This is a genomic window from Bacillus cereus group sp. BfR-BA-01383 (genome assembly GCF_022663495.1).
Classification (GTDB): Bacteria; Bacillota; Bacilli; order Bacillales; family Bacillaceae_G; genus Bacillus_A; species Bacillus_A cereus_AU.
On sequence record NZ_JAKUFP010000032.1, the window covers coordinates 17177 to 43237 of the forward strand.

The following is a 26061-nucleotide window of genomic DNA, read 5'->3' on the forward strand; positions in this document are numbered from 1 at the left end:
ATGTCACCTAGTCAAAACAATCGACTTACGGGACATCCTTTTCTTTTATTCACCTAATAATGCATGACGTAATTCTTCACTAGACTCATTCCAAATTGCTTCGTTATGTTCTTTCAAGAATGTACCAAGTACTTTTTTAGATGATTCATCCATATGGTCCACCATAATGTGACGCTTCAATGATTTATCCATTTTGTTTACATGCTCTGGAAGTGATTTATAGCCGCGGCGAATTTCACGATCAACTGTCATTTCACAAGCAGTTACACCTGCGTAATATGCACCTCTTGGTGTTCTTTCAATCGTTACCCAAACAAGCCAAAATGGTTTTCCGTTTGGAACTTCATCTTTATTCGTTAAAAACTTAATTCCTTTTTCTACTGTACTACGCGCATGCATCGCACCAATATCAACGAACGCATTTTTTTCTAATACATCAACAAATACAGGAGAAATATTTTCTAGGCTTAATGCTCCCACGCCAAATCCACCATGTCCATCTGTTGAATCATTCTTTACGATATTAAAACCGATTTTTTTCTTTTTCTCTGTCATATGTAACTTCCTCCTCGCTTAATGATTATAAAAGCCCAAAAATAGGCGCAATGATGTTTTGTAAAAATACTAATACATACGGAATGACAACATTGAAAATAGGCTGAATTGTGTAATTACTAAGCGGTGTAATAACAAGAATTAATAACGCAATTGATCCATATTTTTCATACTGTGTCATTTTCGCACGCACATTTGCTGGTGCTAAATCTTCCACAACGCGATATCCATCAAGTGGCGGGATTGGCAATAAGTTAAATACAAGTAAAACAATATTAAGCATAATAAAAATTTGGAAGAATTGACCTAACGTATCTGCTACTGCAAATGGAATTGAATCTAATACTCCAAATGTTAATAAGCTATACCAAATAATTAAACCAATTGCACTTAAAATTAAATTACTTATCGGTCCTGCAATCGAAACTAATATCCCTGCAAGACGCGGTCTTTTAAAGTTATATGGGTTAACAGGTACTGGTCTTGCCCAACCGAACCCAAGAATTAATACTGCAATCATACCGATAGGATCTAAGTGTGCCATCGGCGATAACGTTAAACGCCCCTGTTTCTTTGCTGTATCATCACCAAATTTATATGCAACATACGCATGTGCAAATTCATGCACAGATAACGCAATAATAATCGCCATTGCTACCAATGGAATTTGTTGCAACGGATATCTAAATAACTGATCCATACTCCAACTCCTCTTCAATATGTCAAAAAAAGAAAATATTTGTTTTTTCGATTGTTCTTCCCCATAATCCGCTATAATAAGAGTGTAACTTACATAAAAGGAGCGATTGTACATGCCATACGTAACAGTGAAAATGCTAGAAGGACGCACAGAAGAACAAAAGAAAGCTCTTGCTGAGAAAGTAACAGCAGCAGTAAGCGAAACAACTGGTGCTCCTGAAGAAAACATCGTTGTTTTCATCGAAGAAATGTCTAAAAACCATTATGCAGTTGGCGGAAAACGCTTAAGCGACAAATAATTTCAGGTTCTTTCATAAGAAGCAGCTCTTAGCTGCTTCTTATTTCTTTCCCTCTAACAACTCGATAATTCTCTCTTTATATTTTCCTTTTCTTCCATCTTCATAGATTAAATCATGTGGATAGAATAGCTTTTGATCCGTTCGCTTCTTGCCTGTAATCGCCTCAACAATATCCGATTCACGTGATAGCTCCCTAAGCTCTCCATTTGGCATCAGAAGTAAGATTGGTAGACGCTCTTCTTCTTCTCCTGCGCGGTAGAAGTCATACGGTAAATCTGATGTTGAATCAACAACTAAATAATACTCTGGATCGAGTCCAATCTTTTTAAATAAGCTACTTAATTCCATCCAATTATCTAAGCCATGCTTATCCGTAAACTCTACATATTTAAATAGATTTCGGTTCATAAAACGACGGCATAAATCACTTAAAATTGGATCTTCTTCGTCTTGCCACACTTGGAAGTAATAATACATAACGTTCTCGTCTAGCTTTAAATAATCCTCTACTGTTACTTCTTCTTCAAATAAAGAATAGAAGTGAACAGGATGATGTTTAAACGTATAATACTTCTCATGCAGTGATTTGGCCCGGTGTAAAATCTTCGTTAAAATAACTTCTGCACTACGTGTTACTGGATGGAAATATACTTGCCAATACATTTGATAACGACTCATAATATAATGCTCAACAGCATGCATACCACTATTTTTAATGACTACTTGATTTCCGTATGGTCGCATTACGCGCAGTATACGCTCCATATCAAAGTTCCCATACTTTACACCAGTAAAATATGCATCTCTTAATAAATAATCCATACGATCTGCATCGATTTGGCTTGAAATCATACTAATCGCTAATTTATTAGTAGACGTTTTTGCAATTACATCGGCTACTTTTTGCGGGAAGTCCTTATCTACACGGCTTAATACACGATTAATTTCCGTATCTCCAACAATAATCTTTTGCGTAAATTTCTCATGATCTAATGTAAATACCTTTTCAAACGAATGAGAAAACGGGCCATGACCGACATCATGAAGTAATGCCGCGCATAAACATAACAATCTATCTTCAGCATTCCAATTTGGTCTGCCATCAAACACATCATCAATCATACGACGAATAATTTCATATACACCTAACGAATGAGTAAAGCGACTATGCTCTGCACCGTGAAATGTAAAAAATGTCGTTCCAAGCTGCTTAATACGGCGCAAGCGTTGAAATTCTTTCGTTCCGATTAAATCCCAAATAACGCGATCACGCACGTGCACATATTTATGTACTGGGTCTTTAAACACTTTTGTTTCGCTGAGTTTGTCGTTTAAATATACCACCTTCCGACATCCCCCTTTCTTTACTACATTCTTACTTTATATTATAAACGAAATAAGAAACAGAAAGAAATGAAAGACTATATTAATTCCCTTTATAAAAAGAAAAATCACCTTTACCGAAGTAAAAGTGATTTTTCTTTATACATTATTTTCCTAAAACGAACTCAGCAACTTCGTCTAAGATCATTTCTTTACCTAATGGGAAGTAACCTTTGTTTAAGTCTTCATTGCTAATTGTGAATACGTGGTTGTTTTTAACAGCGTTCATGTTTTTCCAAATTGATTCTTCTTGGAATTCTTTGAGACGCTGAGAACCATCACCAGTTGTAAATACGAATAAGTAATCTGGGTTGTAATCGATTAAAGCTTCTTTTTGTACTTGTACTAGCGGTTTATCAGTTGGTGTACCTTTAACTGCTGGTAACTTTAAGTCATTAAAGATTACACTACCGTAACCGTAGTCACCGTATACGCGGAAAGCATTTGGATATGCAGCCATTTTCATGAATGTTGCATCACCAGTTTTAGCGATGATTTTGTCATGTAATTTGCTTGCTTTTTCATCATACTGTTTGAACCATTCTTTTGTTTCTTTCTCTTTACCGAAGATTTGACCTACTTCTTCGAATTTTGGACGCCATTGATCTAATGGAGTTTTTAACATAACTGTTGGTGCAATTTTAGATAATTGATCATAAATCTTTTCTTGACGATTGTTTACAAGAATTAAGTCTGGTTTTGCAGCAGCTACTGCTTCGATGTTAATTTTATCGCCCCAAGCAGAACCTACTGGTTTTACACCTTCTAATTTATTAGCAATATGTCCATCAATTTTTTCTTGTGTTGTATTTGCAGTGATAATCGGCTTCATACCGAAAATTAACAATTCTTCTGTTGAACCACTAAGGTCAGCAATTTTCTTTGGATTTGCAGGAATTTTAATTTCCCCTTTTGCATGTTGTACAGTGCGCTCTTCAACCTTCGCATCTGCTTTCTTTTCTTCTTCTTCTTTGTTAGAACAAGCTGCAAATAGTACAGAAGTAACAACTAGTACCATTGCTAATAGTGCCATTTTAAAATTCTTCATATCCCCACTCCTTCTAGCTATATTTCTCTTATAATTTGCATGTAACTATAAGAAACGAAAACAACATTTAATTAATATATTTTTATTAATTGTTGTTTATAGCCCGTTCTAACGGGCGTTCAACTTCCCATCCATGGGTAAGAAGCTCAACGTCCATTAGAAGTCCCCCCTCTCACCTCTTTAAGAGGGGGAATTTCTATTCATTATGCTTTTTTACGCAATTGATTATTAATCATCGCTAAATCGTATGTTAAACAAATCGGTTTACAGTTTACTGGACATGGAACGATTTGCGCTTCGATCTCAAATACGTTACGAAGTGTTTCACTTGTCATAACCTCATCTGGCGTTCCTTGCTTCATTAACTTCCCAGCTTTTAAGGCAATCATATGATCAGAGAAACGAGAAGCGTGGTTTAAATCGTGAATAACCATCACAATCGTTCTGCCTTCTTCTTGGTTTAACTTTTTCAGTAGGTTTAATACTTCAAGTTGATGAGCCATATCTAAGTATGTTGTTGGTTCATCTAACACGAGTAAATCTGTTCCTTGTGCAAGAGCCATCGCAATCCATACGCGTTGACGTTGACCACCTGATAGCGCTTCTGCTGGGCGATTTGCGAATTCTGTCATTCCTGTGACTTCAAGTGCCCAATGAATATAGCGATAATCCTCTTCTCTCAATGTTCCGAATCCTTTTTGATGAGGAAAACGTCCATATGAAACAAGTTCAAACACAGTAAGACCTGTTGGCACTTCTGCAGTTTGTGGTAAAATCGCCATTTTCTTTGCGATTTCTTTCGTTGGCTGTTTCTCAATTGCTTTTCCATCAAGATAAACAGTACCTCGTTTTGCTTTCAAAATACGAGAAGCTGTTTTTAATAATGTGGATTTCCCACAACCATTTGGTCCAATAATCGTTGTAATTTGTCCTTCCGGAATTTCAACTGTTAATCCATCTATAATTAACCCTTCATTATAGCCAACAGATACCGAATCAACTGCTAAAGTTGCCATACAAAAAGCCTCCCTTTATTTTGTTCTCATAAGTAAATATATGAAATATGGTGCACCAATTACAGAAATAACAAGACCGACCGGTATTTCTGAAGTTGGTAACACACTTCTTGAAATTACATCTGCAAATAAAAGTAAGAACGTTCCTATTAATGCAGCTGTCGGTAACATAATTTGATGTTTACCGCCAACGAGGCGCCTCGCTAAATGCGGAGCCATTAAACCGATAAAACCGATTCCGCCCGCAACAGCAACAGATGCACCTGCTAAACAAACTGCAATAAATAATAATTTCCGTCTTTCTTTTTCTACGTTTACACCAAGGCCAACTGCTGTAGAGTCACCTAGGTTCATTACATTTAATATGTGTGCTTTGCTAATAGCAAGTGGTAAGAAAATCACCATCCATGGAAGTACGCTTAAAACGAATTTCCAATCTGTCCCCCATAGGCTTCCTGCCAACCAAATCGTAGCAAAACGGAAGTCATTAGATGTCATCTTCATAGAAAAAATTAAACTAACAGCACTAAATCCTGCTGCAACTGCGATACCGACTAATATTAATCGAGTCGGTGAAACGCCATCTTTCCATGCTAATAAATAAATAATAACCGCCGCCAATATCGCACCGATTAATGCGAAGAACGGAAGAATAAATACTGATAATAGCGTTCCAGTCCCAACTTTTCCAAAGAAAAAGTATACGAATACAACAACAGTTAATCCCGCTCCTGCGTTAATACCGATAATCCCTGGGTCAGCAAGCGGATTCCGTGATAAACCTTGTAAAATCGCACCTGACATAGCTAACGCAGAGCCTACTAATATAGCAATAACCATACGTGGCATACGAAATTCAAATAAAATAACTGACTGATCTTCTGCCCCTAACCCAACCAATGATTTTAATACATCCATCGGTGGTATTTTAAATGTTCCTGTATTTAAACTTACTAAAAATACAGTAACGATTAATCCTACTAAAATTGTTAAAACAGAAATGTTCTTTTTTGTTAAGACGCTCGTCCTCACATTTTTCCTCTCCCTTCGTTACGTGCTAAGTAGAGGAAGAATGGAACTCCAATTAGCGCTGTAATTGCTCCAATTGGTGTTTCAAATGGCGGGTTAATAATACGAGATAACATATCTGCACATTCAATTAAAAGCCCACCTAAGACCGCAGAACATGGAATAACCCATCTATAATCTGAGCCTACAAGGAAACGAGTCATATGTGGAATGACAAGACCAACAAATCCAACTGATCCTGCCATAGAAACTGCAGAACCTGTTAATACAAGAACAAGTACTGTTCCAATAAATTTAATTAATGTCGTATTTTGACCAAGCCCAATCGCAATTTCTTCACCGAAACTCAAAATCGTAATATACCTCGACATCATAATTGCGATAAAGAGGCAAACGAGACCAATCGGCACTAGCATATTGATGCTTTCCCATTTTACTCCAGCAACTCCACCTGCATTCCACATGCTCACCTCTTGGGCAAGATTGAAATACAACGCAATTCCAGATGAAATGGCCCCTAATAAAGCACTAATTGCTGCACCTGCTAAAGCTAATTTCACAGGTGTTAATCCACCTGGTGAAGAAGACCCAATTCCATATACAATGCTCGCACCAAACGCAGCTCCAATAAAAGATGCGATAACGAACATTAAATAAGGTGAATTAGGGAAAAATGCATACATAATTGCAATTCCAAATACAGCTCCATCTGTAATCCCCATTAACGATGGTGATGCAAGTGGATTTCGTGTCATACCTTGCATAATTGCTCCTGATACCGCTAAAAAGGCACCTGCAACTACGCCCCCTATTGCTCTAGGCAGACGAAGTTCTTGAATTACGTTATGATGCGTGTTAGACCCATCAAACTGAAATACAGCTTGCCATACAGTCTTTAAGCTAATATCTGCAGCACCAAACGAAATAGAAACCGCCATACTTAAAGCTAACAAAATCGTGCCTGCTATTAAAATAATAGAAGCAATGAGCGGTCTGCTCTTAATCTCTTTAACATTCACATCTTGCTGCTCTATACTCCTTGCACTCGCTTCCATCCCTCAACCATCCTAACCAACAACATATATTTAATAAAATGAAATTTATTCTCAAATAGTAATAAAAAAAATTAGGTGAATTGACATCTTTTTTTGATAATGATTCTCAGAATCACACTTTCTATTCTACCTATCGCTTCCAAACACTGTCAACCATTATTTTGAAATACGAATTTGCATAAAACATTTTACTTGTGGGCATAAAAAAAGAAGAGGAATCGGTTCACTCTTCTTTTTCTTACTTATTTAGCTTTACTTCAATTTTCGTAATTAATTCATCTTCTGTTGGAGCCGCAACCGGACGATTATTTACAAATGCGAATGATTTTTTACGACCAGGACCACAGTAAGACTGGCATCCAACTTCAATCGTTGCACATGAATCTACTTTTTTTAATTTCGGAATCAACGTTTTAACATTCGTTGCCTGACAATCATCGCACACACGAAATTCGTTTCCCACTACATAACACTTCCTCTATTTTAAACTTTTCTCAAGTACATTTAAAAATAAACACTAAATGGTATTTTACCGTTCTTTGAAGCTCGTTGCAAGTTTCCCTACAGAGCTCATTCTCTATATAACACTACATATTTATATACTCTCCTACAGAAGTTCTCATCATTCATGGGAAAATTTTCACCTTTCATCGAAATCTACCATATTTTTAAAAGCTTTGTATAAAAGCTCATTTTTTTGCCCATTATAAAAATAGGAAGTTCATAAAAAGAAAGGGAGTTGAATCTATGAAAGTAAGACAAGATGCTTGGACGGATGAAGATGATTTATTGCTTGCTGAAACTGTACTTCGTCACGTTCGAGAAGGAAGTACGCAACTAAATGCCTTTGAAGAAGTAGGAGATCAGTTAAATCGAACATCGGCTGCTTGTGGTTTCCGCTGGAATGCTGTTGTTCGCTATAGCTATGAACAAGCTCTTCAACTAGCAAAAAAACATCGTAAAGATAAAATGCGTGCCGCGAGCGGTGAACAAGCGAAAAAACGTTTACTTTATACACCACCTGCTTCAGAAGCAATAACGGATTATGAAGAACTACTGCAACAAGAAACAACTGTACAATATAAAGAAGTTAGTCCATATCAAGAACCTACTGCTCCTACTTCAAAAAGCTCTATAACAATGCAAGATGTTATTTACTTTTTACAAACAGTCGGATCTTCAAATATAAAAGTAACAGCTCTTGAAAACGAGAATACGAGATTGAAACAAGAAGTTAAAGCACAAATTCTTCGAAATGAAGAACTAGAAAAGAAACTAGAAAAATTAGAAAAGCAATCTCATACTGTACAAGAAGATTACGAAACGCTTATGAACATTATGAACCGAGCTCGTAAATTGGCAGTCATGGATGACGAAGAACGTTCTCAAACATCTTTCCGAATGGATCGAAACGGTAATTTAGAAAAAATTGCAGAATAAAAAGGATGCATTGCATGCATCCTTTTTATTATTTCACTTCAACCATATGTGCTTCTTCTACTTTAGAATCTCTCTTTATATCTGGGAAAATTTCTTTCTTTGGATTTTCCTTAAAGGCTGCTAATCCAATTGTTTTTACCGGTTCATTTATCTTTGCATATTCTGTATCACTAACCACTGCATACATATCTGTGTATTTACGTGCATCACCAATTACTACGTTACCTTCATACTTCATTTTCTTTCCATCAATTACTACATCTTTTTGTTCCTCTTTAGCAAATACGATTCCAGCTTCATCAGAAATAGATGGCAATTCTTTAATCGGTTCTACATCTTCTTTCACTACTTTTTTCAGCATTTGTTCTTTTACCATCTTGTCGGCTGTTGTTTTATTCATAATTAAAACCTTTTTCTCATTAACAGTACCTAGTTTTGCTTCAAATTTATTTTGAGATTCAATTTTATCTTTATATTGATCCATTGTTTTTTGAACGCCTGTTTCATCTCCGTACATAACAACGCCCTTTGCTTGTGGTGCAACCATATCCATAATAGAACAGCCACTAAATACAGCAGCTGACATAATCGCTACGAGCCCTAATTTCACTTTTTTCATTTGTATTCCTCCTAAAATCATAATTACATCTCTTAGTTTAACTATCGCAGCTAGTTTAACCAATTCACTTTCCTTACAACAATCTTACAATTCAGTAAGGTTTCCTCCTAAAAACTACTTTCGTTATTTTTTGTTATAATAGAGATTGTCATTTTAAAGATAAGGGGTTAGTTATATGAGCAATTCCCGTTCGATTTTATCTCAGCCGGAGTGGCGTATTGTAGATCAGTCTAGTTTAGGACCGACATTCCATGCACTTCAGTCGTTCGCAATGGACGACACATTATGCACAAGCATTGGAAAGGGCGAATCAGCTGCAACAATGCGCTCTTGGGTTCATCACAATACAATTGTTCTTGGCATTCAAGATTCACGCCTACCACATTTAGAAGAAGGTATTTCCTTTTTAAAAGAAAACAACTTCAATGTTATCGTTCGTAATTCCGGTGGACTTGCGGTCGTATTAGATGAAGGTGTTTTAAACGTATCGCTTTTATTCCAAGAAACAGAGAAAGGTATCGATATTGATCTTGGGTACGATACGATGTGGCATTTAATTAAGGAAATGTTAAAAGATTACGATGTTACTATTGAGGCAAAAGAAATTGTTGGTTCTTACTGTCCTGGTAGCTACGATTTAAGTATTCGCGATCAAAAATTCGCTGGTATTTCACAGCGCCGTATTCGCGGTGGTGTCGCTGTCCAAATTTATCTCTGCGCTACAGGAAGTGGCTCTGAGCGTGCCGCACTCGTTCGTGATTTCTACAACGTAGCAATCCAAGGAGAAGAAACACGCTTTACGTACCCTGAAATTGTACCGAGTACGATGGCCTCACTCTCTGAATTACTTGGCGAAACCATTACAGTACAAGATTTAATGATGCGCCTTTTAAAAACACTGCAACAATTCGCTCCAAAGTTAACACCATCTCAATTAACAATAGATGAGATTCCTTTATATGAGACGAATTTGCAACGTATTATTGATCGTAATAATAAAGCACTTGGTTTAGAAAAATAAAAATGACCACCCTATTTCGTTATAAACGAAATAGGGTGGTCATTTTTCATATCAATTCACTATAGAATTAAAGTGCTTGAGCTGCTGTAATTAAAGCTAACTTGTACACTTCTTCTTCGTTACAACCACGAGACAGGTCATTTACAGGCATATTTAAACCTTGTAAGATTGGTCCTACTGCTTCGAAGTTACCTAAACGTTGAGCAATTTTGTAGCCGATATTACCAGCTTCTAAGCTTGGGAATACGAATACGTTTGCATCACCTTTAATTGTAGAACCTGGAGCTTTTTTCTCAGCTACAGATGGTACGAATGCAGCGTCAAATTGGAATTCTCCATCTAAAGTTAATTCTGGAGCCATTTCTTTTGCAATGCGAGTTGCTTCTACAACTTTTTCTGTTTCTGGAGATTTCGCAGAACCTTTTGTAGAGAAGCTTAACATAGCAACGCGTGGGTCAATACCGAATAATTCAGCAGTTTTCGCACTTTCGATACCAATTTCAGCTAAATCTTGGCTGTTTGGTGCAATGTTAATTGCGCAATCAGCGAATACATATTTCTCTTCTTCACGTACCATGATGAATACGCCAGAAGTTTTTGTAACGCCTGGTTTTGTTTTAATAATTTGAAGTGCTGGACGAACTGTATCAGCTGTAGAGTGAGCTGCACCACTTACTAAACCTTGTGCTTTACCCATGTATACAAGCATTGTACCGAAGTAATTTTCGTCTTTAAGGATTTTGCGAGCGTCTTCTTCTGTTGCTTTACCTTTACGGCGTTCAACGAAAGATGCTACCATTGCATCCATTTCTTCGTATGTAGCTGGGTCATAAATATCAACGCCTGCTAATGTTAAGTTCATGCTAGCAGCTTTTGCGCTAATTTCTTCTTTATTACCAACTAAGATTGGCTTTACTAACTCTTCTTTTGCTAAACGCTCTGCAGCGCCTAAAATTCTTTCATCAGTTCCTTCAGGAAGTACAATAGAAATGCCTTTTCCTTGAACTTTTTCTTTTACTGTTGTAAATAAATTACTCACGAATAAACCCTCCTACAAATGTTAAAAAACTCTATCTTTAAGAATACTGCTTTTCCTCTATATTTTAAACTTATAGCCCCTAAAAAATAGATAAAATAAAAATGATTATATTTTCATAAAATTCAGCCTAGAAATAAAGCCTATTTAAGCCTTATTTTCTTCCGTTTTCCAGTAAATATAAATGTGACAATTTTATGCGCCGAAACTTTATATAGATGTTTTTAAACCTATATATGCTATAGTTAACGTGTAAAATATCATTAACTGAGGTGAATAGAATGAGTGAAGCAACAACAACGTTAGATGGCTGGTATTGTTTACATGATTTACGTTCTATTGATTGGGCTGCATGGAAAACATTATCTAGCGACGAACGCGGACAAGCAGTGTCTGAATTTTTAAATGTCGTTGAGAAATGGGACGAAGTATCGGCTGCAAAAAAAGGCAGTCACGCAATGTATACAGTTGTTGGCCAAAAAGCTGATATTATGCTTATGATTTTACGTCCAACAATGGAAGAGTTAAATGAAATTGAGACAGAATTGAATAAAACAACATTAGCTGAATATATGGTTCCTGCATATTCTTACGTATCTGTTGTTGAACTAAGCAACTACCTTCCAGCTGATGAGGATCCATATCAAAATCCACAAATTTTAGCTCGCTTATATCCTGAACTACCGAAAGCAAATCATATTTGCTTCTATCCAATGGACAAGCGTCGCCAAGGTGATGACAACTGGTACATGCTTCCTATGGAAGAGCGTAAAAAAATGATGTACAGTCACAGCAAGATCGGTCGCCAATACGCTGGTAAAGTACGACAAGTTATTTCAGGATCTGTTGGATTCGACGATTTCGAGTGGGGCGTAACATTATTCGCTGACGATGTTCTTCAATTTAAGAAACTTATATATGAAATGCGCTTCGATGAAGTAAGTGCTCGTTACGGTGAATTTGGAACATTCTTTGTTGGAAACATTTTACCAAACGAAAAAGTAGAGAAATTTTTACACATATAATATTAAAAAAGGGACGAAATTCGTTCCTTTTTTTATTATCACTATATTTCCCCTCAAAAAACCTCTTTTCTCTGTAAATTTGAACAAAAATCGACAAATTATTTTCAAATTTCTTGTAAAATTGTAACCTTTTTATATGTAAAGTTATGCTAAAATGGTACGAGCTATATGCTAATAACGATGCGAAGGTGATAATTTATATGAGGAAAATCTTGTCTATTTTACTAGTGTTTCTATTGTCATTTTCTTCCTTAGGAGTAACAACATCCCATGCCGAAGAAAAAATACATATAGAGGCAGCTGCTGCACTTCTATTTGATGCAGATACAGGAAAAATACTGCATGAACAAAAACCAGATGAATTGCTAGCTATTGCTAGTATGTCAAAATTAATTGTTGTTTACGCTGTTTTAGAAGCAATTAAAGAAGGTAAAATTACTTGGGATACGAAAGTAAATATTTCTGATTACGCTTATGAAGTCTCTCGTAATAACGAATTCTCTAACGTACCGTTCGAAAAAGGACGTCAATATACTGTAAGAGAATTATATCATTCTATCGTTATCTTCTCTGCAAACGGATCTAGTATTGCTTTAGCAGAACTTCTTGCAGGAAGTGAGAAAAACTTCTTAAATCTCGCAAATGATCTTGCGAAAAAACTAGGGTTAAAGAAATATAAATTTGTAAATTCTACCGGTTTAAATAATGCTGATTTAAAAGGGAAACATCCTGAAGGAACTGATCCGAACGGAGAAAACTCTATGTCAGCTCGCGATATGGGTATTCTTTCAAAAGAAATTATTACAAAGTATCCAGAAATGCTAGAGGATACAAAACAAAGATTTAGAAACTTCCCAGACAATCATCCAAAACCAATTCGTATGGAAAACTGGAACTGGATGTTACCAGGAGCTGCCTTCGCTTATGAAGGAGCAGATGGTTTAAAAACAGGAAGTTCTGATACCGCTGGATATGGATTCACTATTACAGCAAAACGTGATGATTTGCGCCTGATTTCAGTCATTATTAAGACAAAATCAATGGACGAACGTTTCACAGAATCTCGCGCATTAATTGAATATGGATTTAATAACTTCGAAAAACAGAAATTAAAAGTAGATAAAAATAACAAAATTTCTGTAGTAAAAGGAAAAGAAGACTACGTAACAGTTGCACCAGAAAAAGAAGTGACAGTAGTTACTGCAAAAGGTAGCAAATCACCTTACAAAATTTCAGCTGAAGTAGATAAATCTCTTGCTGAAGATGGACATTTAGTTGCTCCTATTAAGAAAGATGCAAAGGTTGGTTCCATCGTTTTAGAATCAACTGATAAATACGGTTTCTTAGACGGAAATAAAAGTATGAAAGTTGCTGCAAAAACGACAGAAAAAGTGGAAAAAGCAAATTGGTTCGTATTAACAACACGTTCAATTGGTGATTTCTTCTCAAATTTATGGTCTAAAATATTCTAATGAAAAAGCTAGCCCACGCTAGCTTTTTTTCTTTCCCTCACAAAATGTAAAACTTCGTTTGGTTGTCATATCTGAGTCCTTTTTCTCATACGTATGAACTAGTAATTGTTCCACACTCCATCTAGAAATAACCTCTTTCCAAAAGCTATTCCAAAAAGAGAGGTGACACATAATGGGTGTTATTGCTTATAACGAAGAAGATGTAAAGTTATTAGCTAGACTAATGCGTGCTGAAGCCGAAGGAGAAGGGCAACAAGGAATGTTGTTGGTCGGAAACGTTGGGGTGAATCGTGTCCGCGGAAATTGTTTAGATTTTAAAAAAATACGTAATTTACGTCAAATGGTTTATCAAAATCCTGGTGGTTTTGAGGCAACGCAAAAAGGGTATTTTTATCAACGAGCAAGGGAACAAGATATCGCCTTAGCAAGACGAACCATTCAAGGACAACGTTTTTGGCCTGCCAACTTTTCCTTATGGTTTTTTAGACCTGAAGGCCCTTGCCCACCAACTTGGTATGACCAACAAAATTCTGGTCGCTTTAAAAAGCACTGCTTCTTCCAACCATCTGGTGAGGATTGTCCTGGTGTATATTAAGGAATGAAAATGAGGAGGGATTTTTGAATGGCACAGCAACAAAACCCATACTATGGAACAGGTTTTTATCAACCATCTGGAACTTATGTGCAACCGCAACAAATGACTCCTGGGCAACAGCAACAGCAACAAGCGATGCAACAACAGGTTGCTCAGGCTCAACTTGCAGCTTCTCAAGGGATGCTACCACTAGAGCAATCGTATATTGAAAACATCCTTCGTTTAAACAAGGGTAAGCCAGCTACAGTTGTAATGACTTATGAACGTGGTAGTTCGCTTGGTACACAATCTTATACAGGGATCATCGAGGCAGCTGGCCGTGATCATATCGTTATTAGTGAACCGAAATCTGGAAAGCGCTATTTGCTACTAATGATTTACTTAGATTATGTAGAATTCCCAGGAGAAATTACGTATTTACCTAGTCAACAAGCAACTTATCCTCCAAGACCATAAAAAAAGCTGGCTCCTGCCAGCTTTTGTTTTTTATAACCCTTTTACAACTGCAGTTCCTACTAGAATCCACGCCACAATAAATGCTACACCACCAAGAGGTGTAATTGGGCCAAAGAACTTAATACCTGTCGTACTTAATGCATACAAACTACCTGAGAACATAATAATCCCAGCTACCATTAGCCAACCAGCAGTAGTTAAAAGTGATGATTGAATCTTATCCATCAATAAAGCGACTACGAATAGTCCACCTGCATGAAACATTTGATATGTAACACCTGTTTTCCAAACTTCTAACATTTTTGCAGAAATTTTATTTTCTAAACCGTGTGCTCCAAATGCCCCTAACGCAACAGATAGCCCCGCTGCAATACAACCTAGTAAAAAGAAAATTTTCATCTTAATTCCCCTTTTTTACTTTTATCATAAGCAATTTTTTCATATAAGCCAAACGATTTTGCTTTTAAAAATCCAATAAAGAGTTACCGTTTGCATCATCTTCTTTTATATATACTGGCTCTCCAGAAATCGGCATAACCGGTTGAACTGTTGTCATAGGCTGAGAGCCGATTATTTGTGATTGAACTTGTGGCTCTCTATACGTATGCGATTCAACTTGTTCATCTAATAATAAATCACATAGTGCTCGCACAACTAATACATGTTCTTTAGACTTTTGCCCTTCACTACTTTTTGCCTTTGCAATTTCATTCGCCATTTTATTTAAAATCTTATCGCTAGATATTTGCATTCCTTATCACCTCGCACTTTGTAATTCTTTCTCAAATTGCCCCAGTTTCTCTACTGAACCAAATACTATTATCATATCACGTTCTTGCAGTTTTTCCTGCCCCGTTGGATTATGAATAATATTTCCATTCCTTAAAATAGCCAAAATTGTTACATCAAACTGATTTCTCACATCGCCCTCTAATAATGTTTTACCGACCAATATAGAATCTTTGCCGACTAAAATTTCTTCAATGACAAATGACTGTTCTACTCCGTATAACACTGTATCAATATAATGAACTGTTAATGGATTCGCAATACCTTTTGCAATATGAATTCCTGCCATACTAGATGGATTAATAACCTTATTCGCGCCGGCACGCCGTAACTTCTCTTCGGTTTCTGGTTTTTCAGCTCTTGCTAAAATTTTAATTGCATCGTTTAATCCTCTTGCTGTTAATGTAATGAATACATTTTCAGCATCATTTGCTACAATAGCGACTAGACCAGCCGCCTTTGAGATTCCCGCGTTATGTAATACGTAATCTTCCGTTGCATCCCCGTGTACATATAAAAGCTTTTCCTGTTCGAATATACTTTCATCTTTATCCACAACTACAAATGGAATTTTCTTCTCCTGTAATTCATGTACAACTTGAAGCCCAACTCTACCGCAACCACATACTATAATATGATTTTGTAACTGTGCTATTTGTTTATCCATCTTCTTCCTCCGCATTGCATGAAATAAATTCCCTTCAATAATCATAGCTGCTACTACTCCTATTGCATACGTAACGATACCGACGCCAACAGGGATAATAAGAAGTGCAAATACTTTCCCCGCCTGCGTTAAAGGAACGGCATCTCCGTATCCAACAGTTAATACAGTGATCATCGTCATCCAAAATGCTTGAAACAAACTAATCTCTTCAATCATCATAAAACCTAGTGTTCCTAGAATTACAATAAAGGTCATACATATAACTGCTATCCATAATTGCTTACGTGCATTCATATCGTGTTTCAACTCTTTTCTCTATCTACAATCTTTGCCAGTGGAAATGAAATACATATATACTAGATACGGAATCTATGAAAGAGGTTGATATAATGAAGACATTCCTTTCCGCCTTACAATGGGCACTATTTATTTTAGCCGGAAGCCTTATTGTACCAATTAGTGTCGCAACTAGTTATGGCCTCGATGGTGCTGAAGCTATCGCATTTGTACAAAGAACATTATTTGTTCTTGGATTTGCCGGCCTACTGCAAGCTATATTTGGTCATAAACTTCCTATCCAAGAAGGTCCTGCAGGCCTGTGGTGGGGAATTTTCTCCCTTTATGCGAGTTTAGGCGTCGTATTATTTGGATCAAGCACTGAAACGCTTAAAGTTCTTCAATACGCCTTCTTATTAAGTGGTATTATTTGCATTCTTCTTAGCGTTTTTGGACTTATCGATAAACTAGTTCGCTATTTCACACCCACAGTCATTGGAACGTATTTATTTCTTCTTGTTGCACAACTTAGCGGCTCCTTCTTAAAAGGAATGTTTGGCCTCGATGGAAAACATACAGAAGTTCAGGCCGACGTATTTATTCTTTCACTTATTGTTATTTTACTATCCTTTTTCATCATGAAGCTACCTATTATTGGACAATATTCTGTTCTTTTCAGTATTGTTTGTGGCTGGATATTATTTGCGTGCTTCGGATTATCTAATCCAATAACACCTGTGACAGACATAATCCGTCTTCCGTCTCTATTTGTTTTCGGGATGCCTCGTGTTGAATGGAACATGGCGATTACGGTAGTTTTCGTTACACTATTACTTCTAACAAATATGTTAGCAAGTATTCGTGTTGTACAAAAAGTTGTTTCTAAATATGAAGAAGGTGCCGCAGAGAATCGCTTCAAACAAGCTGGCATTATAACAGGAATAAATCAATTGCTAGGTGGTCTATTTTCAGCTATTGGTCCTGTTGCCATTTCTGGATCAGCAGGGTTTATCGCAACGACAAATATTTATAAACGCCTTCCATTTATGTTAGGGTCAGGCTTTATTATTTTCGTTAGTATATTCCCAAAGATTACTTCATTTTTTGCAGCAATTCCTGTTGCAGTTGGGTATGCTGCGATTTATCCTGTATTTGCAAGTATGATCGGTCTCGCTTTTCGCGAATACGAAACCGTACAGGATAAAGAACGATTATTTAAAGTAGCAGGTCTTTCAATCTTTACAGGAATCGGGGTTATGTTCATTCCAGCAGGAGCATTTTCTACGCTCCCACCATTTCTAGCATCATTTTTAAGTAACGGTCTTGTTCTTGGATCTGTAATGGCGATCTTGCTAGAAATACTATTTTCTCGTTCCTCAGAAAAACAACTATCGTAAATTGGAAAACTTCCATTATTGCACTCTATCTGTAGAGTTGTTACGATAATGGTAAATTATCATGGGCAACACGCTCATGATAATTTATACTAACAATGCAGGAACTTTCTTATCTTCATGCAAAGAGGTTCGATGTCTTACTATATATATTCCCCAATATCTTCATAAAAATTTATTTCTATTCCAACAAAGAAAGGAATTTTCTATATGACTTATAAAATGATTGTTTTAGATTTAGATGATACTTTATTACGCGATGACCATACCATTTCACCTCGCACGAAAGAGGCTTTAATGACAGCGCAAGAGCAAGGGGTTAAAGTTGTACTGGCTTCTGGGCGTCCAACGTTTGGTATGCGCAATGTTGCAAAAGAACTTCGTTTAGAAGAATACGGTAGCTTCATTCTATCCTTTAACGGTGCAAAAATTATTAACTGTAAAACAAATGAAGAAATCTTTAGTAGTACGCTATCTCCTGAAATCGTTCACAACCTATTTGAAATTAGTAAAGATGAAGACGTTTGGATTCATACTTATATTGGCGACGATATCGTAACGGAAGAAAATAATCCGTATACTGAAATTGAAGGCGAAATTACTGGTATGCCAATTGTTGTAGTAGATGACTTTAAAGCTGCGGTTAAAGAACCTGTAGTAAAAGTATTAATGAATAAAGAAGCTGAACGCCTTGTTGTAGTAGAAAAGAAACTACAAAAACAACTAGAAGGCAAATTAAGCGTGATGCGTTCAAAACCATTCTTCTTAGAATTCACTGAATATGGCGTTACAAAAGGAACAAGCTTGAATCAACTGATTCAAACGCTAGACATTAAGCGTGAAGAAGTTATTGCAATGGGCGATAGCTATAATGACCAAGCAATGATTGAATTCGCTGGTCTTGGCGTTGCAATGGGCAATGCACCAGATGATATTAAAGAAATCGCAAATTACGTAACAGATACAAATATGAACGATGGCGTTGCGAAAGTTGTAGAGAAATTCGTTTTAAAAACGGAAGTACTTGTTTAATATTTTCATTCATAAAACCTATTTGAAGTCAAACACTTCAAATAGGTTTTCATTTAAATTACGATGCTTTTGTGACTATATTTTGAACTTTGCACTATTCTCGTAGTGTAAACTTTCTTTTTGTATATAATGGAACAAAATAGACTATTTTATTTTGAAAAAGAATACAAATTTACTATAAACAAGCAGACGTTAAAGGAGGCTACTTCATGTTATCTACACCAATCGGACGACTGAGAGCAATCGGCTTAGTTGAGGGGATTTCTTTCCTATTACTATTATTTGTAGCAATGCCATTAAAATATTTCGCGGGATTTGCAACAGCTGTTAAAATTACAGGTATGGCTCACGGCGTTTTATTCATACTATTCATCTTTGCGGTAATTCAAGTAACAATCGTACACCGTAAATCAATTTTATGGGCACTTGGCGCACTTGCTGCATCAGTTATCCCATTTGGTACTTTTGTACTAGATGCAAAACTAAAAAATGAACGGTAATAGTAAAAAGGTAGTTAACAATTGTTAGCTACCTTTTTTGCGTTTATATATTTGGAATTTCCCAATCAATTTCTCTCCCGCCCATATTAGCTAAAATCGTATTTACTTTAGAATACGGTTTACTGCCAAAGAAACCACGTCTTGCTGATAACGGACTCGGATGTACAGACTCAATAATATGATGATTCATATTCGTAATGAGCTTCTTCTTCGCCTGTGCATGGCGTCCCCACAATATGAAAACAACTGGTTTTTCACGTTCATTTAACAGCTCAATCACACGATCCGTGAAATGCTCCCATCCTTTTCCTTTATGAGAATTTGCTTCACCTTGTCGCACTGTTAATACAGTATTTAATAATAATACTCCTTGCTCCGCCCACTTTACTAAATAACCGTTATTCGGAATTTCATAACCATATTCATCTCGAAGTTCTTTATACATATTTAACAGCGACGGTGGCGTTTTTACACCCGGTTGTACAGAAAAGCTTAAGCCATGTGCTTGATTAGGTCCGTGATACGGATCTTGTCCTAAAATAACAACCTTCGTATTTTCATAACTTGTATACTGAAGGGCATTAAAAATATCTTCTACTTTTGGATAAACAACATGTGTACTGTACTCTTCTTTCAAGAAATCAGCTAGCGTACGATAATATTCTTTCTCAAATTCTGATGCCAATAATGGCCCCCAATCATTCTTTAAAACATGTTCCATGCTTTCACTTCCTGTCCAATTAATTCACCATATCCTGCTTTGTAAATACTACAAATGAAATGATAAGAGATACTACTGCCCAAACAGTTAAATTCATTAAGGAAAATCCCATTGATAACCCTTGTAATGCAGGTAGTTTCCCTGATAAATAATCCGTTAATGATAAATTCACACTAAAAATATATTTCGCGCCTTCCCAAGATGTTGCAAATGAGGTTAAAATACCGCCCGCAATTAATGCGGCTAGCATAACTCCCATACCAGCTGGTGTATTACGAATTAAAACAGAAACCATAAATGATATAGTTCCGACAACGATAGCAACAAACCAAGCTAATCCGTACGCCATTAAGATATATTGCCACTGCGGAATAAGATGTACAAAGTTCGTATTTAATGTTTCCTTATCAATGACGAATCCTGTTAAAATAGGCAATTTCCATCCTGAGTATCCAAATACAAGCCCCGATAATGCGTAAGCAAACACACCGACGAGAAGCAAGATGAGCGAAATGAAAAACAACATCGTTACGTACTTACTAAGAAGTATTTTCCACCGCCGAATTGGCCTCGTAAGTAGCATCTTCATCGTTCCATCACTCCGTTCACCTGAAACGATATCGATGGCGACGATCATGACAAGAAGTGGGATAAATAATGTAATCCCCTGTTCAATAAACGCCCTTACAAAAGTCGGCGCGCCCGGTGCCATCGGGTTAATATCATGATCTAAATAATATTGTTGCTGTTCCACTCTTACTTTTAGCCAATCACGCCATTCTTCTGGCAATCTGGAGTTATTCAAACGATTTTGAGAATCAACAATTTGCTGTTGTAATGAAACTTTCCAATCAGTTGTACCAAGCCTTTTTTGTGTCGTTTCGATTTCACGATACTGAGCATACACAAAAAGTGGGATCAAGATTGCTAAAATAAGCATGACAACAAAAATACGCTTCTTACGATAAATCTTTTCCGATTCATTTAAAACTAGATTCGCAAATTCACGCATGCTGCTCACCCCTTGTGAGTTCAATAAATAAATCTTCTAGTGTAAATACAAGCTCTTTCACGCTATGTACATCTATCCCGTTTTCTACAAAGTGTTTATTCCAAACATTAATAGATGCAACATCCATACGACATAGTAGCCGTTCACCTTCTATGCTCACTTCTTTTACCTCTTGAGCATCTTCTAGCATATCTTTTGCTTTAGAAATCGGTGTAACAATCCATTCTACACGATCACTTGCCGTTTTAATTAACTCTTCGATCGGTGCAACTGTTATCATTTTTCCTTTATGAATAATAGCGACACGATCGCATATCATTTGTACTTCACTTAATAAGTGACTTGAAATAAACACACTCATATTTTCTTCTTTTACAAGCTTATGTATAAATTCTCTTAGTTCTCGAATCCCTGCCGGATCTAAACCATTTGTTGGCTCATCTAATATAAGTAACTTGGGATTCCCAAGAAGCGCCTGTGCAATTCCAAGGCGCTGCTTCATACCAAGCGAGTATGTTTTTACCTTGTCGTGAATTCTTTCGTCTAAGTGAACCATTTTGGAAATTTCAACAATCCGTTCATCTGATATATTACCTAGCATACGAGCAAATTGCTTTAAATTTTCCCACCCGGTTAAATAGGTATACAGCTCTGGGTTTTCAACGATACTCCCAATTTGACGCATTGCTTCTCTGAAATTTCCCTTAATCGAATAGCCACCGATAGAAATCGTACCTTCTGTTGCTTTAATCAATCCGACTAACATTCGAATCGTAGTCGTTTTTCCTGCACCATTTGGCCCTAAGAACCCAAACACTTCTCCTTGTTTCACATCAAAGGAAATATTCTCTACAAGTGTCTTCTTCCCAATTACCTTCTTTAAGTCTCGTACGGAAAGTATCGTCGTCATTTTACCCCTCCTTGTTCTAGTTTTAATTTACTTGCAACATTTTGAACTAAGCGTTCTGCCATATATGTATACCCTACTTCATTCGGATGAAAATGATCAGAGTATAATAAATCTTTTCCGCGGTTTTGGAATAGATCAAATGTCGGTGTAATATACACATTTTTATCGTTTAGCGCTAATTTCTCTAAAGCTGCATTCCAGTCTACAACAATGTTTGAAGATCCTTTTAAATCTTCTACATCTTCAAAAGGATTGTATAAACCGAGCCAAAAAATAGGGCTATCCGGATTTAATTTACGAATTTCGTCTATAATTTTCTTCGCTTCATTTTGAAATGTTTCCGTATCAGGGCGATACGTCTCTAAATCTATTTTCCCGAGCGACTCCCAACCTGGAAATAAATCATTCCCGCCAATCGTTAAAACGATTACATCCGCTTGCTTAATTGAATATTGAGCGCCACTACTCTCAATTTGTTTTAATAAGTCAGGCATTTTCGCACCACTAACTGCTAAATTTGTTAATGCAACCTTTTGCTTATAATCTTTTTGTAAATCTTCTTTCATTCGTCCAATATAGCCAATTCCTTCTTTATCACCAACGCCGCGCGTTAACGAATCACCCAAACTAACTATTTGTAACGTTCCTGTTTTCTTTTTCTCTTTTGCCACTACATCGTTTTTCTTAACTAAGTTTGAAGCTGTTGGATTTAATACATCATTTACACCCGAAACAAAGCCATATGCAAATAAACAGAAAGATGAAATTGTAATGAGTAGGATTACTTTTACCACTTTTGATCTCATATCAAAACCCCTTTTACCCCTCATAGATTGTCCATAATTATACCAAACGAAATTTTGAAAAGCGATTTTCACACATTCTCTATTATGTCGTTTCTCTATCTACCAACTCTGGTAATAACTCTACATGCTGCACATCTATTTTTTCGTCATTAATCTTTTCATATAATAATTCAAATGCCTTTACACCAACATTTTTACTAGAATATGAAATCGTCGTAATGTCTAATATATCTGCCACCTCTTGATCATCACATCCGATAATCGTAATATCCTCTGGAATACGAATTCCTTGTTTTTTCGCCTCTGTTACCATTCCTGCAGCAATATGGTTGCAAGATACAAGAAACGCCGTCGGTTTTACAGACATATGAGCCCATTCCCTAACTACATTACGCCCATCTTCCACCGTAAAACAGCCTTTAAATTTCCAGGTCTCTAACGGTGTGACAGCAATCTGTTGAAGCGAATCTTCATACGCTTGTTTTCGTCTTTGGCTATTAATGCTATTACTTCTTCCGATGCAATATCCGATACGCGTATGACCATCATCTATTAAGCTTTTCATCCCTTGTGAAAACACTTTATAGTAATCGATGTGTACACTTGAAATGAAATTCGAATCTATTTCCTCACACATAACAATTGGACCAAACTGCGTATATTCTTCAAGTTTTTCTTTACTATTTGTCCTTGAACATATAATTACTCCATCAAGCTTTTTCATTTTTAACATATGTAAAATTTCAAGTTCTTTTTCTTCACTATAGTTTGTCTGGCAGAGCATCATATTATAATTGTTCTTTGCGGTTTCCTTTGATATTCCCCCGATAATCGCGCTGTAATATTGATCATTTACGTGTGGTAATAAAACACCGATTACATTTGTTTTACCTTTCACTAAATGAATTGCATTCACATTTTGCGTATAATTTAATTCCTCTATAATCGCCAAAATTTCTTTTCGTTTCTGTTCATTTACGTACGGATGATTGTTCAGTACACGTGAAACAGTCGAAACAGATACACCAGCAAGTTCAGCAATCTTTCTTATATTCGTCATTTCATTCTCCCCTTCTCGCAAAAATTCTCCCTTGACCTGGTAAGCTTTCCACAATATATCCTTTTCTAGCAAATACATTTTGAAAGGATATACAACTATGCTTCGATTCAAATTAGAATATATATTTTTCATTGGTGGTCTACTCATTCTCGCCATCGGTATTAATATGATGACGACAATTACTTCCTTTGGACTTAGTCCTTATGATTCCTTCTTTATTGCACTATATCAAAATTTCGGGATAAGTATTGGTTTTTGGCTTTTCATGATTAACTTTGTTTTTACCCTTATCGTACTCTTTTGGAACAAAAAACAAATTACAATCGGTACAATTGTAACGATGATTCTTATTTCTCTTTTCGTTGACTGGGTTGGTTCCATTACAACTATTATGGACGCTATCCGCTCTCTTCCAAAATATATAACACTTATTTGCGGAAATCTATTCGTCGGAGCCGGAATCGGTCTTTATGTCTCTACAAACCTTTGCGCGGCACCTCAAGAGGCTTTCGTTTTAACTGTTGCTGAGAAAAAGAAATGGACATTTAGAAGAACAGAAATTTCATTAGCTTTTTTATTTTTAACATTAAGCTTCTTATTAGATGGGCCAATCTATTTTGGAACAATTATTTTATCCTTTACAACAGGTTGGATTATTCAAGCATTTATTCAAGTTGGTACGCAGATTTTAAATAGAAAAAAACCTATTAAGCAAGCCGCTTAATAGGTTTTTTCATTTTATTAGAAAAGATACTACTTAGCATCTCCTTCAATTCGATAGTTTGCTTTCAAACAATCTATTTCTTCATACGATTGCAATGTATGTAGAATGTACTCGTAATCTGCAAGAGAAGCACGATGCGTTACAATTACAATTTCTGCTTTCCCTTTCTCTTCAAGTGGCATTTGAATAATCTTTTCAAAGCTAACACCGCGCTCAGAGAACAATGCTGTAATTTTTGCAAATACACCAATCTCATCTTTCACATGCAGTCTTAAAAACTTTTTCACAACAATTTCATCTGGCTCTTTTAATACTTTTTTATACTGAGGAGACACCGCACTGTTTCCGTTTACGCCTAACCTAATATTTTGCATTACAGCAACTAGGTCAGAAACAACAGCTGTCGCTGTCGGTAAGCTTCCTGCTCCCGGTCCATAAAACATCGTTTCTCCTACTGCTTCACCATACACATAGACAGCATTATATTCATTTTGCACTGCTGCAAGAGGGTGTGTATTTGGAAGTAAAGTTGGCTCAACTGTAACCTCTAATTTCTCGCCATCTCGCTTTGCAAGACCAATTAATTTAATTGTATAGCCTAAGCTCTTACTATATTCAATATCTTCTGCTGTAATAGAAGTAATCCCTTTTACTTTCACATCTCCAAGCTCTACATTTGTAGAAAAACCAAGAGTAGCCAAAATCGTCATTTTCCTTGCTGCATCTAAACCTTCTACGTCTGATGTTGGATCTGCTTCTGCAAATCCAAGCTGCTGAGCTTCTTTTAACACGTCGTTATACGCTCTCCCTTCGTCTGACATTTTCGTCAAAATAAAGTTTGTCGTTCCATTTACAATTCCCATTACCTTCGTAATAAGATCTGAAGAAAGTCCTTCTACGATGCTTCTTAAAATTGGAATCCCTCCAGCTACACTAGCTTCGTAAAATAAATCAGCATTGTTATCTTTTGCTACCGCTAAGAGTTCCGCTCCGTGTAACGCCATTAAATCTTTATTTGCAGTCACAACGTGCTTCCCGCCTTTTAAAGCTTGTAAAATATATGCTTTTGCATCATCAATACCACCCATAACTTCGATGACAACATCAATATTAGGATTATCTAAAATTTCATTCACATTTTGTGTTAATAGAGTAGAAGGCACTTCGACCTCCCTCTCTTTCTCAATGTTTTGCACTAACACTTTCGTTACCTTTACTGGGCATCCAACTTGGTGTATAAGTCGTTCTTGATGATCTGTAATAATACGAACTACACCACTCCCCACTGTCCCAAGACCTAATAACCCCACTTGAATTTCTTTCATAATACTGTCCACCCCTCAAAAATTGTGTTTAGATGAAATTATATGAGTAAAAAATCAGAAAAACAATGTATTTCGAACATTCGGGAAAATAAAGGGT

The 26061-nt window shown here is 36.4% G+C and carries 30 protein-coding genes; 11 read left to right on the top strand and 19 right to left on the bottom strand.

Annotated features, from left to right (window positions below; translation table 11 throughout):
• Positions 1–45: 45 nt before the first annotated feature.
• Entirely contained in the window at positions 46–555 is a 510-nt protein-coding gene (locus tag MR065_RS21845; protein WP_097902438.1) for a YwhD family protein, read from the bottom strand.
• 25 nt (positions 556–580) lie between these two features.
• A complete protein-coding gene (locus MR065_RS21850) occupies positions 581–1255 on the bottom strand; it encodes a site-2 protease family protein (protein ID WP_242215051.1) in 675 nt (224 codons plus the stop codon).
• Between the two features lie 112 nt (positions 1256–1367).
• Between MR065_RS21850 and MR065_RS21855 the strand changes: the two genes are divergently transcribed.
• Complete coding sequence (locus tag MR065_RS21855; protein ID WP_001147171.1) at positions 1368–1553, top strand: 2-hydroxymuconate tautomerase; 186 nt, start codon at positions 1368–1370, stop codon at positions 1551–1553.
• Positions 1554–1592: 39 nt separating this feature from the next.
• Here the strand turns inward: MR065_RS21855 and MR065_RS21860 are convergent, their stop codons facing one another.
• The 6 genes from MR065_RS21860 to MR065_RS21885 form a co-directional block, all read right to left on the bottom strand.
• Complete coding sequence (locus tag MR065_RS21860) at positions 1593–2897, bottom strand: HD domain-containing protein (protein WP_097902440.1); 1305 nt, start codon at positions 2895–2897, stop codon at positions 1593–1595.
• 145 nt (positions 2898–3042) lie between these two features.
• A complete protein-coding gene (locus MR065_RS21865; protein WP_242215052.1) occupies positions 3043–3984 on the bottom strand; it encodes an ABC transporter substrate-binding protein in 942 nt (313 codons plus the stop codon).
• A gap of 203 nt (positions 3985–4187) precedes the next feature.
• Entirely contained in the window at positions 4188–5000 is an 813-nt protein-coding gene (locus MR065_RS21870) for an ABC transporter ATP-binding protein (RefSeq protein WP_097902442.1), read from the bottom strand.
• Positions 5001–5015: 15 nt separating this feature from the next.
• Complete coding sequence (locus MR065_RS21875) at positions 5016–6032, bottom strand: FecCD family ABC transporter permease (RefSeq protein WP_242215053.1); 1017 nt, start codon at positions 6030–6032, stop codon at positions 5016–5018.
• On the bottom strand, positions 6029–7084 hold the full coding sequence (locus MR065_RS21880; RefSeq protein ID WP_097902444.1) for a FecCD family ABC transporter permease: 1056 nt from the start codon (positions 7082–7084) through the stop codon (positions 6029–6031). Before MR065_RS21880 ends, MR065_RS21875 begins: the two co-directional genes overlap by 4 nt.
• 238 nt (positions 7085–7322) lie before the next feature.
• On the bottom strand, positions 7323–7547 hold the full coding sequence (locus MR065_RS21885; protein WP_000526076.1) for a YuzB family protein: 225 nt from the start codon (positions 7545–7547) through the stop codon (positions 7323–7325).
• 284 nt (positions 7548–7831) lie between these two features.
• On the opposite strand from MR065_RS21885, the gene MR065_RS21890 reads away from it, so the two are divergent.
• Positions 7832–8524, top strand: a complete 693-nt coding sequence (locus MR065_RS21890; protein WP_097902446.1) for an RsfA family transcriptional regulator — start codon at positions 7832–7834, stop codon at positions 8522–8524.
• Positions 8525–8552: 28 nt separating this feature from the next.
• Here the strand turns inward: MR065_RS21890 and MR065_RS21895 are convergent, their stop codons facing one another.
• Positions 8553–9143 carry a lipoprotein BA_5634 family protein gene (locus MR065_RS21895; protein WP_097902531.1) on the bottom strand — a complete coding sequence of 197 codons (591 nt, stop codon included), beginning with the start codon at positions 9141–9143 and terminating at the stop codon, positions 8553–8555.
• A gap of 175 nt (positions 9144–9318) precedes the next feature.
• Between MR065_RS21895 and lipL the strand changes: the two genes are divergently transcribed.
• On the top strand, positions 9319–10164 hold the full coding sequence (lipL, locus tag MR065_RS21900; protein ID WP_097902447.1) for an octanoyl-[GcvH]:protein N-octanoyltransferase: 846 nt from the start codon (positions 9319–9321) through the stop codon (positions 10162–10164).
• A gap of 67 nt (positions 10165–10231) precedes the next feature.
• Here lipL and pta read toward each other — a convergent pair whose 3' ends face one another.
• The gene (pta, locus tag MR065_RS21905; RefSeq protein WP_000067219.1) at positions 10232–11203 is read right to left on the bottom strand and encodes a phosphate acetyltransferase; all 972 of its coding nucleotides are present in this window, start codon (positions 11201–11203) and stop codon (positions 10232–10234) included.
• A gap of 278 nt (positions 11204–11481) precedes the next feature.
• Here pta and hemQ point away from each other — a divergent pair, with 278 nt between their 5' ends.
• The 4 genes from hemQ (at position 11482) to gerQ (ending at position 14748) form a co-directional block, all read left to right on the top strand.
• The gene (gene hemQ / locus MR065_RS21910) at positions 11482–12225 is read left to right on the top strand and encodes a hydrogen peroxide-dependent heme synthase (RefSeq protein ID WP_242215054.1); all 744 of its coding nucleotides are present in this window, start codon (positions 11482–11484) and stop codon (positions 12223–12225) included.
• 194 nt (positions 12226–12419) lie between these two features.
• Complete coding sequence (locus MR065_RS21915; protein ID WP_242215066.1) at positions 12420–13697, top strand: serine hydrolase; 1278 nt, start codon at positions 12420–12422, stop codon at positions 13695–13697.
• A 172-nt stretch (positions 13698–13869) separates the two neighbouring features.
• Entirely contained in the window at positions 13870–14292 is a 423-nt protein-coding gene (cwlJ, locus tag MR065_RS21920; protein WP_242215055.1) for a cell wall hydrolase CwlJ, read from the top strand.
• Positions 14293–14319: 27 nt separating this feature from the next.
• Entirely contained in the window at positions 14320–14748 is a 429-nt protein-coding gene (gene gerQ / locus MR065_RS21925; protein WP_098268614.1) for a spore coat protein GerQ, read from the top strand.
• A 30-nt stretch (positions 14749–14778) separates the two neighbouring features.
• On the opposite strand, the gene MR065_RS21930 is transcribed toward gerQ, so the two are convergent.
• The 3 genes from MR065_RS21930 to MR065_RS21940 all read right to left on the bottom strand — a co-directional run bounded on the left by MR065_RS21930 (position 14779) and on the right by MR065_RS21940 (position 16498).
• On the bottom strand, positions 14779–15147 hold the full coding sequence (locus MR065_RS21930; RefSeq protein ID WP_000688311.1) for a DUF423 domain-containing protein: 369 nt from the start codon (positions 15145–15147) through the stop codon (positions 14779–14781).
• Between the two features lie 64 nt (positions 15148–15211).
• Positions 15212–15499 carry a YwdI family protein gene (locus MR065_RS21935; RefSeq protein WP_242215056.1) on the bottom strand — a complete coding sequence of 96 codons (288 nt, stop codon included), beginning with the start codon at positions 15497–15499 and terminating at the stop codon, positions 15212–15214.
• Between the two features lie 6 nt (positions 15500–15505).
• On the bottom strand, positions 15506–16498 hold the full coding sequence (locus MR065_RS21940; RefSeq protein ID WP_242215067.1) for a potassium channel family protein: 993 nt from the start codon (positions 16496–16498) through the stop codon (positions 15506–15508).
• A gap of 95 nt (positions 16499–16593) precedes the next feature.
• Between MR065_RS21940 and MR065_RS21945 the strand changes: the two genes are divergently transcribed.
• From MR065_RS21945 to MR065_RS21955, 3 genes are all read left to right on the top strand, one after another.
• Positions 16594–17877 (top strand): purine/pyrimidine permease, encoded by a 1284-nt coding sequence (locus tag MR065_RS21945; RefSeq protein ID WP_242215057.1) that lies wholly within the window; start codon positions 16594–16596, stop codon positions 17875–17877.
• A 207-nt stretch (positions 17878–18084) separates the two neighbouring features.
• A complete protein-coding gene (locus MR065_RS21950) occupies positions 18085–18906 on the top strand; it encodes a Cof-type HAD-IIB family hydrolase (RefSeq protein WP_242215058.1) in 822 nt (273 codons plus the stop codon).
• A 209-nt stretch (positions 18907–19115) separates the two neighbouring features.
• Positions 19116–19406 (top strand): DUF3817 domain-containing protein, encoded by a 291-nt coding sequence (locus MR065_RS21955; protein ID WP_098268610.1) that lies wholly within the window; start codon positions 19116–19118, stop codon positions 19404–19406.
• Positions 19407–19449: 43 nt separating this feature from the next.
• Here MR065_RS21955 and MR065_RS21960 read toward each other — a convergent pair whose 3' ends face one another.
• Genes MR065_RS21960 through MR065_RS21980 form a run of 5 tightly spaced genes read right to left on the bottom strand, consistent with a single transcriptional unit; the run spans position 19450 to position 23915 of the window.
• Positions 19450–20127 (bottom strand): uracil-DNA glycosylase, encoded by a 678-nt coding sequence (locus MR065_RS21960; protein WP_242215059.1) that lies wholly within the window; start codon positions 20125–20127, stop codon positions 19450–19452.
• Positions 20128–20146: 19 nt separating this feature from the next.
• Positions 20147–21139 carry an ABC transporter permease subunit gene (locus MR065_RS21965; RefSeq protein ID WP_242215060.1) on the bottom strand — a complete coding sequence of 331 codons (993 nt, stop codon included), beginning with the start codon at positions 21137–21139 and terminating at the stop codon, positions 20147–20149.
• Positions 21132–22049, bottom strand: a complete 918-nt coding sequence (locus MR065_RS21970; RefSeq protein WP_242215061.1) for an ABC transporter ATP-binding protein — start codon at positions 22047–22049, stop codon at positions 21132–21134. Before MR065_RS21970 ends, MR065_RS21965 begins: the two co-directional genes overlap by 8 nt.
• On the bottom strand, positions 22046–22927 hold the full coding sequence (locus tag MR065_RS21975; RefSeq protein ID WP_242215062.1) for an SGNH/GDSL hydrolase family protein: 882 nt from the start codon (positions 22925–22927) through the stop codon (positions 22046–22048). The genes MR065_RS21970 and MR065_RS21975 overlap by 4 nt, the downstream gene beginning before the upstream one ends.
• Before the next feature lie 10 nt (positions 22928–22937).
• Positions 22938–23915: a LacI family DNA-binding transcriptional regulator gene (locus MR065_RS21980; protein ID WP_098268606.1), complete on the bottom strand. Its 978-nt coding sequence runs from the start codon at positions 23913–23915 to the stop codon at positions 22938–22940.
• A gap of 97 nt (positions 23916–24012) precedes the next feature.
• On the opposite strand from MR065_RS21980, the gene MR065_RS21985 reads away from it, so the two are divergent.
• On the top strand, positions 24013–24639 hold the full coding sequence (locus tag MR065_RS21985) for a YczE/YyaS/YitT family protein (protein ID WP_098268605.1): 627 nt from the start codon (positions 24013–24015) through the stop codon (positions 24637–24639).
• 29 nt (positions 24640–24668) lie between these two features.
• On the opposite strand, the gene MR065_RS21990 is transcribed toward MR065_RS21985, so the two are convergent.
• Positions 24669–25964, bottom strand: coding sequence for a homoserine dehydrogenase (locus MR065_RS21990; protein WP_098268604.1), 1296 nt, complete (start codon positions 25962–25964; stop codon positions 24669–24671).
• Positions 25965–26061 lie beyond the last annotated feature (97 nt).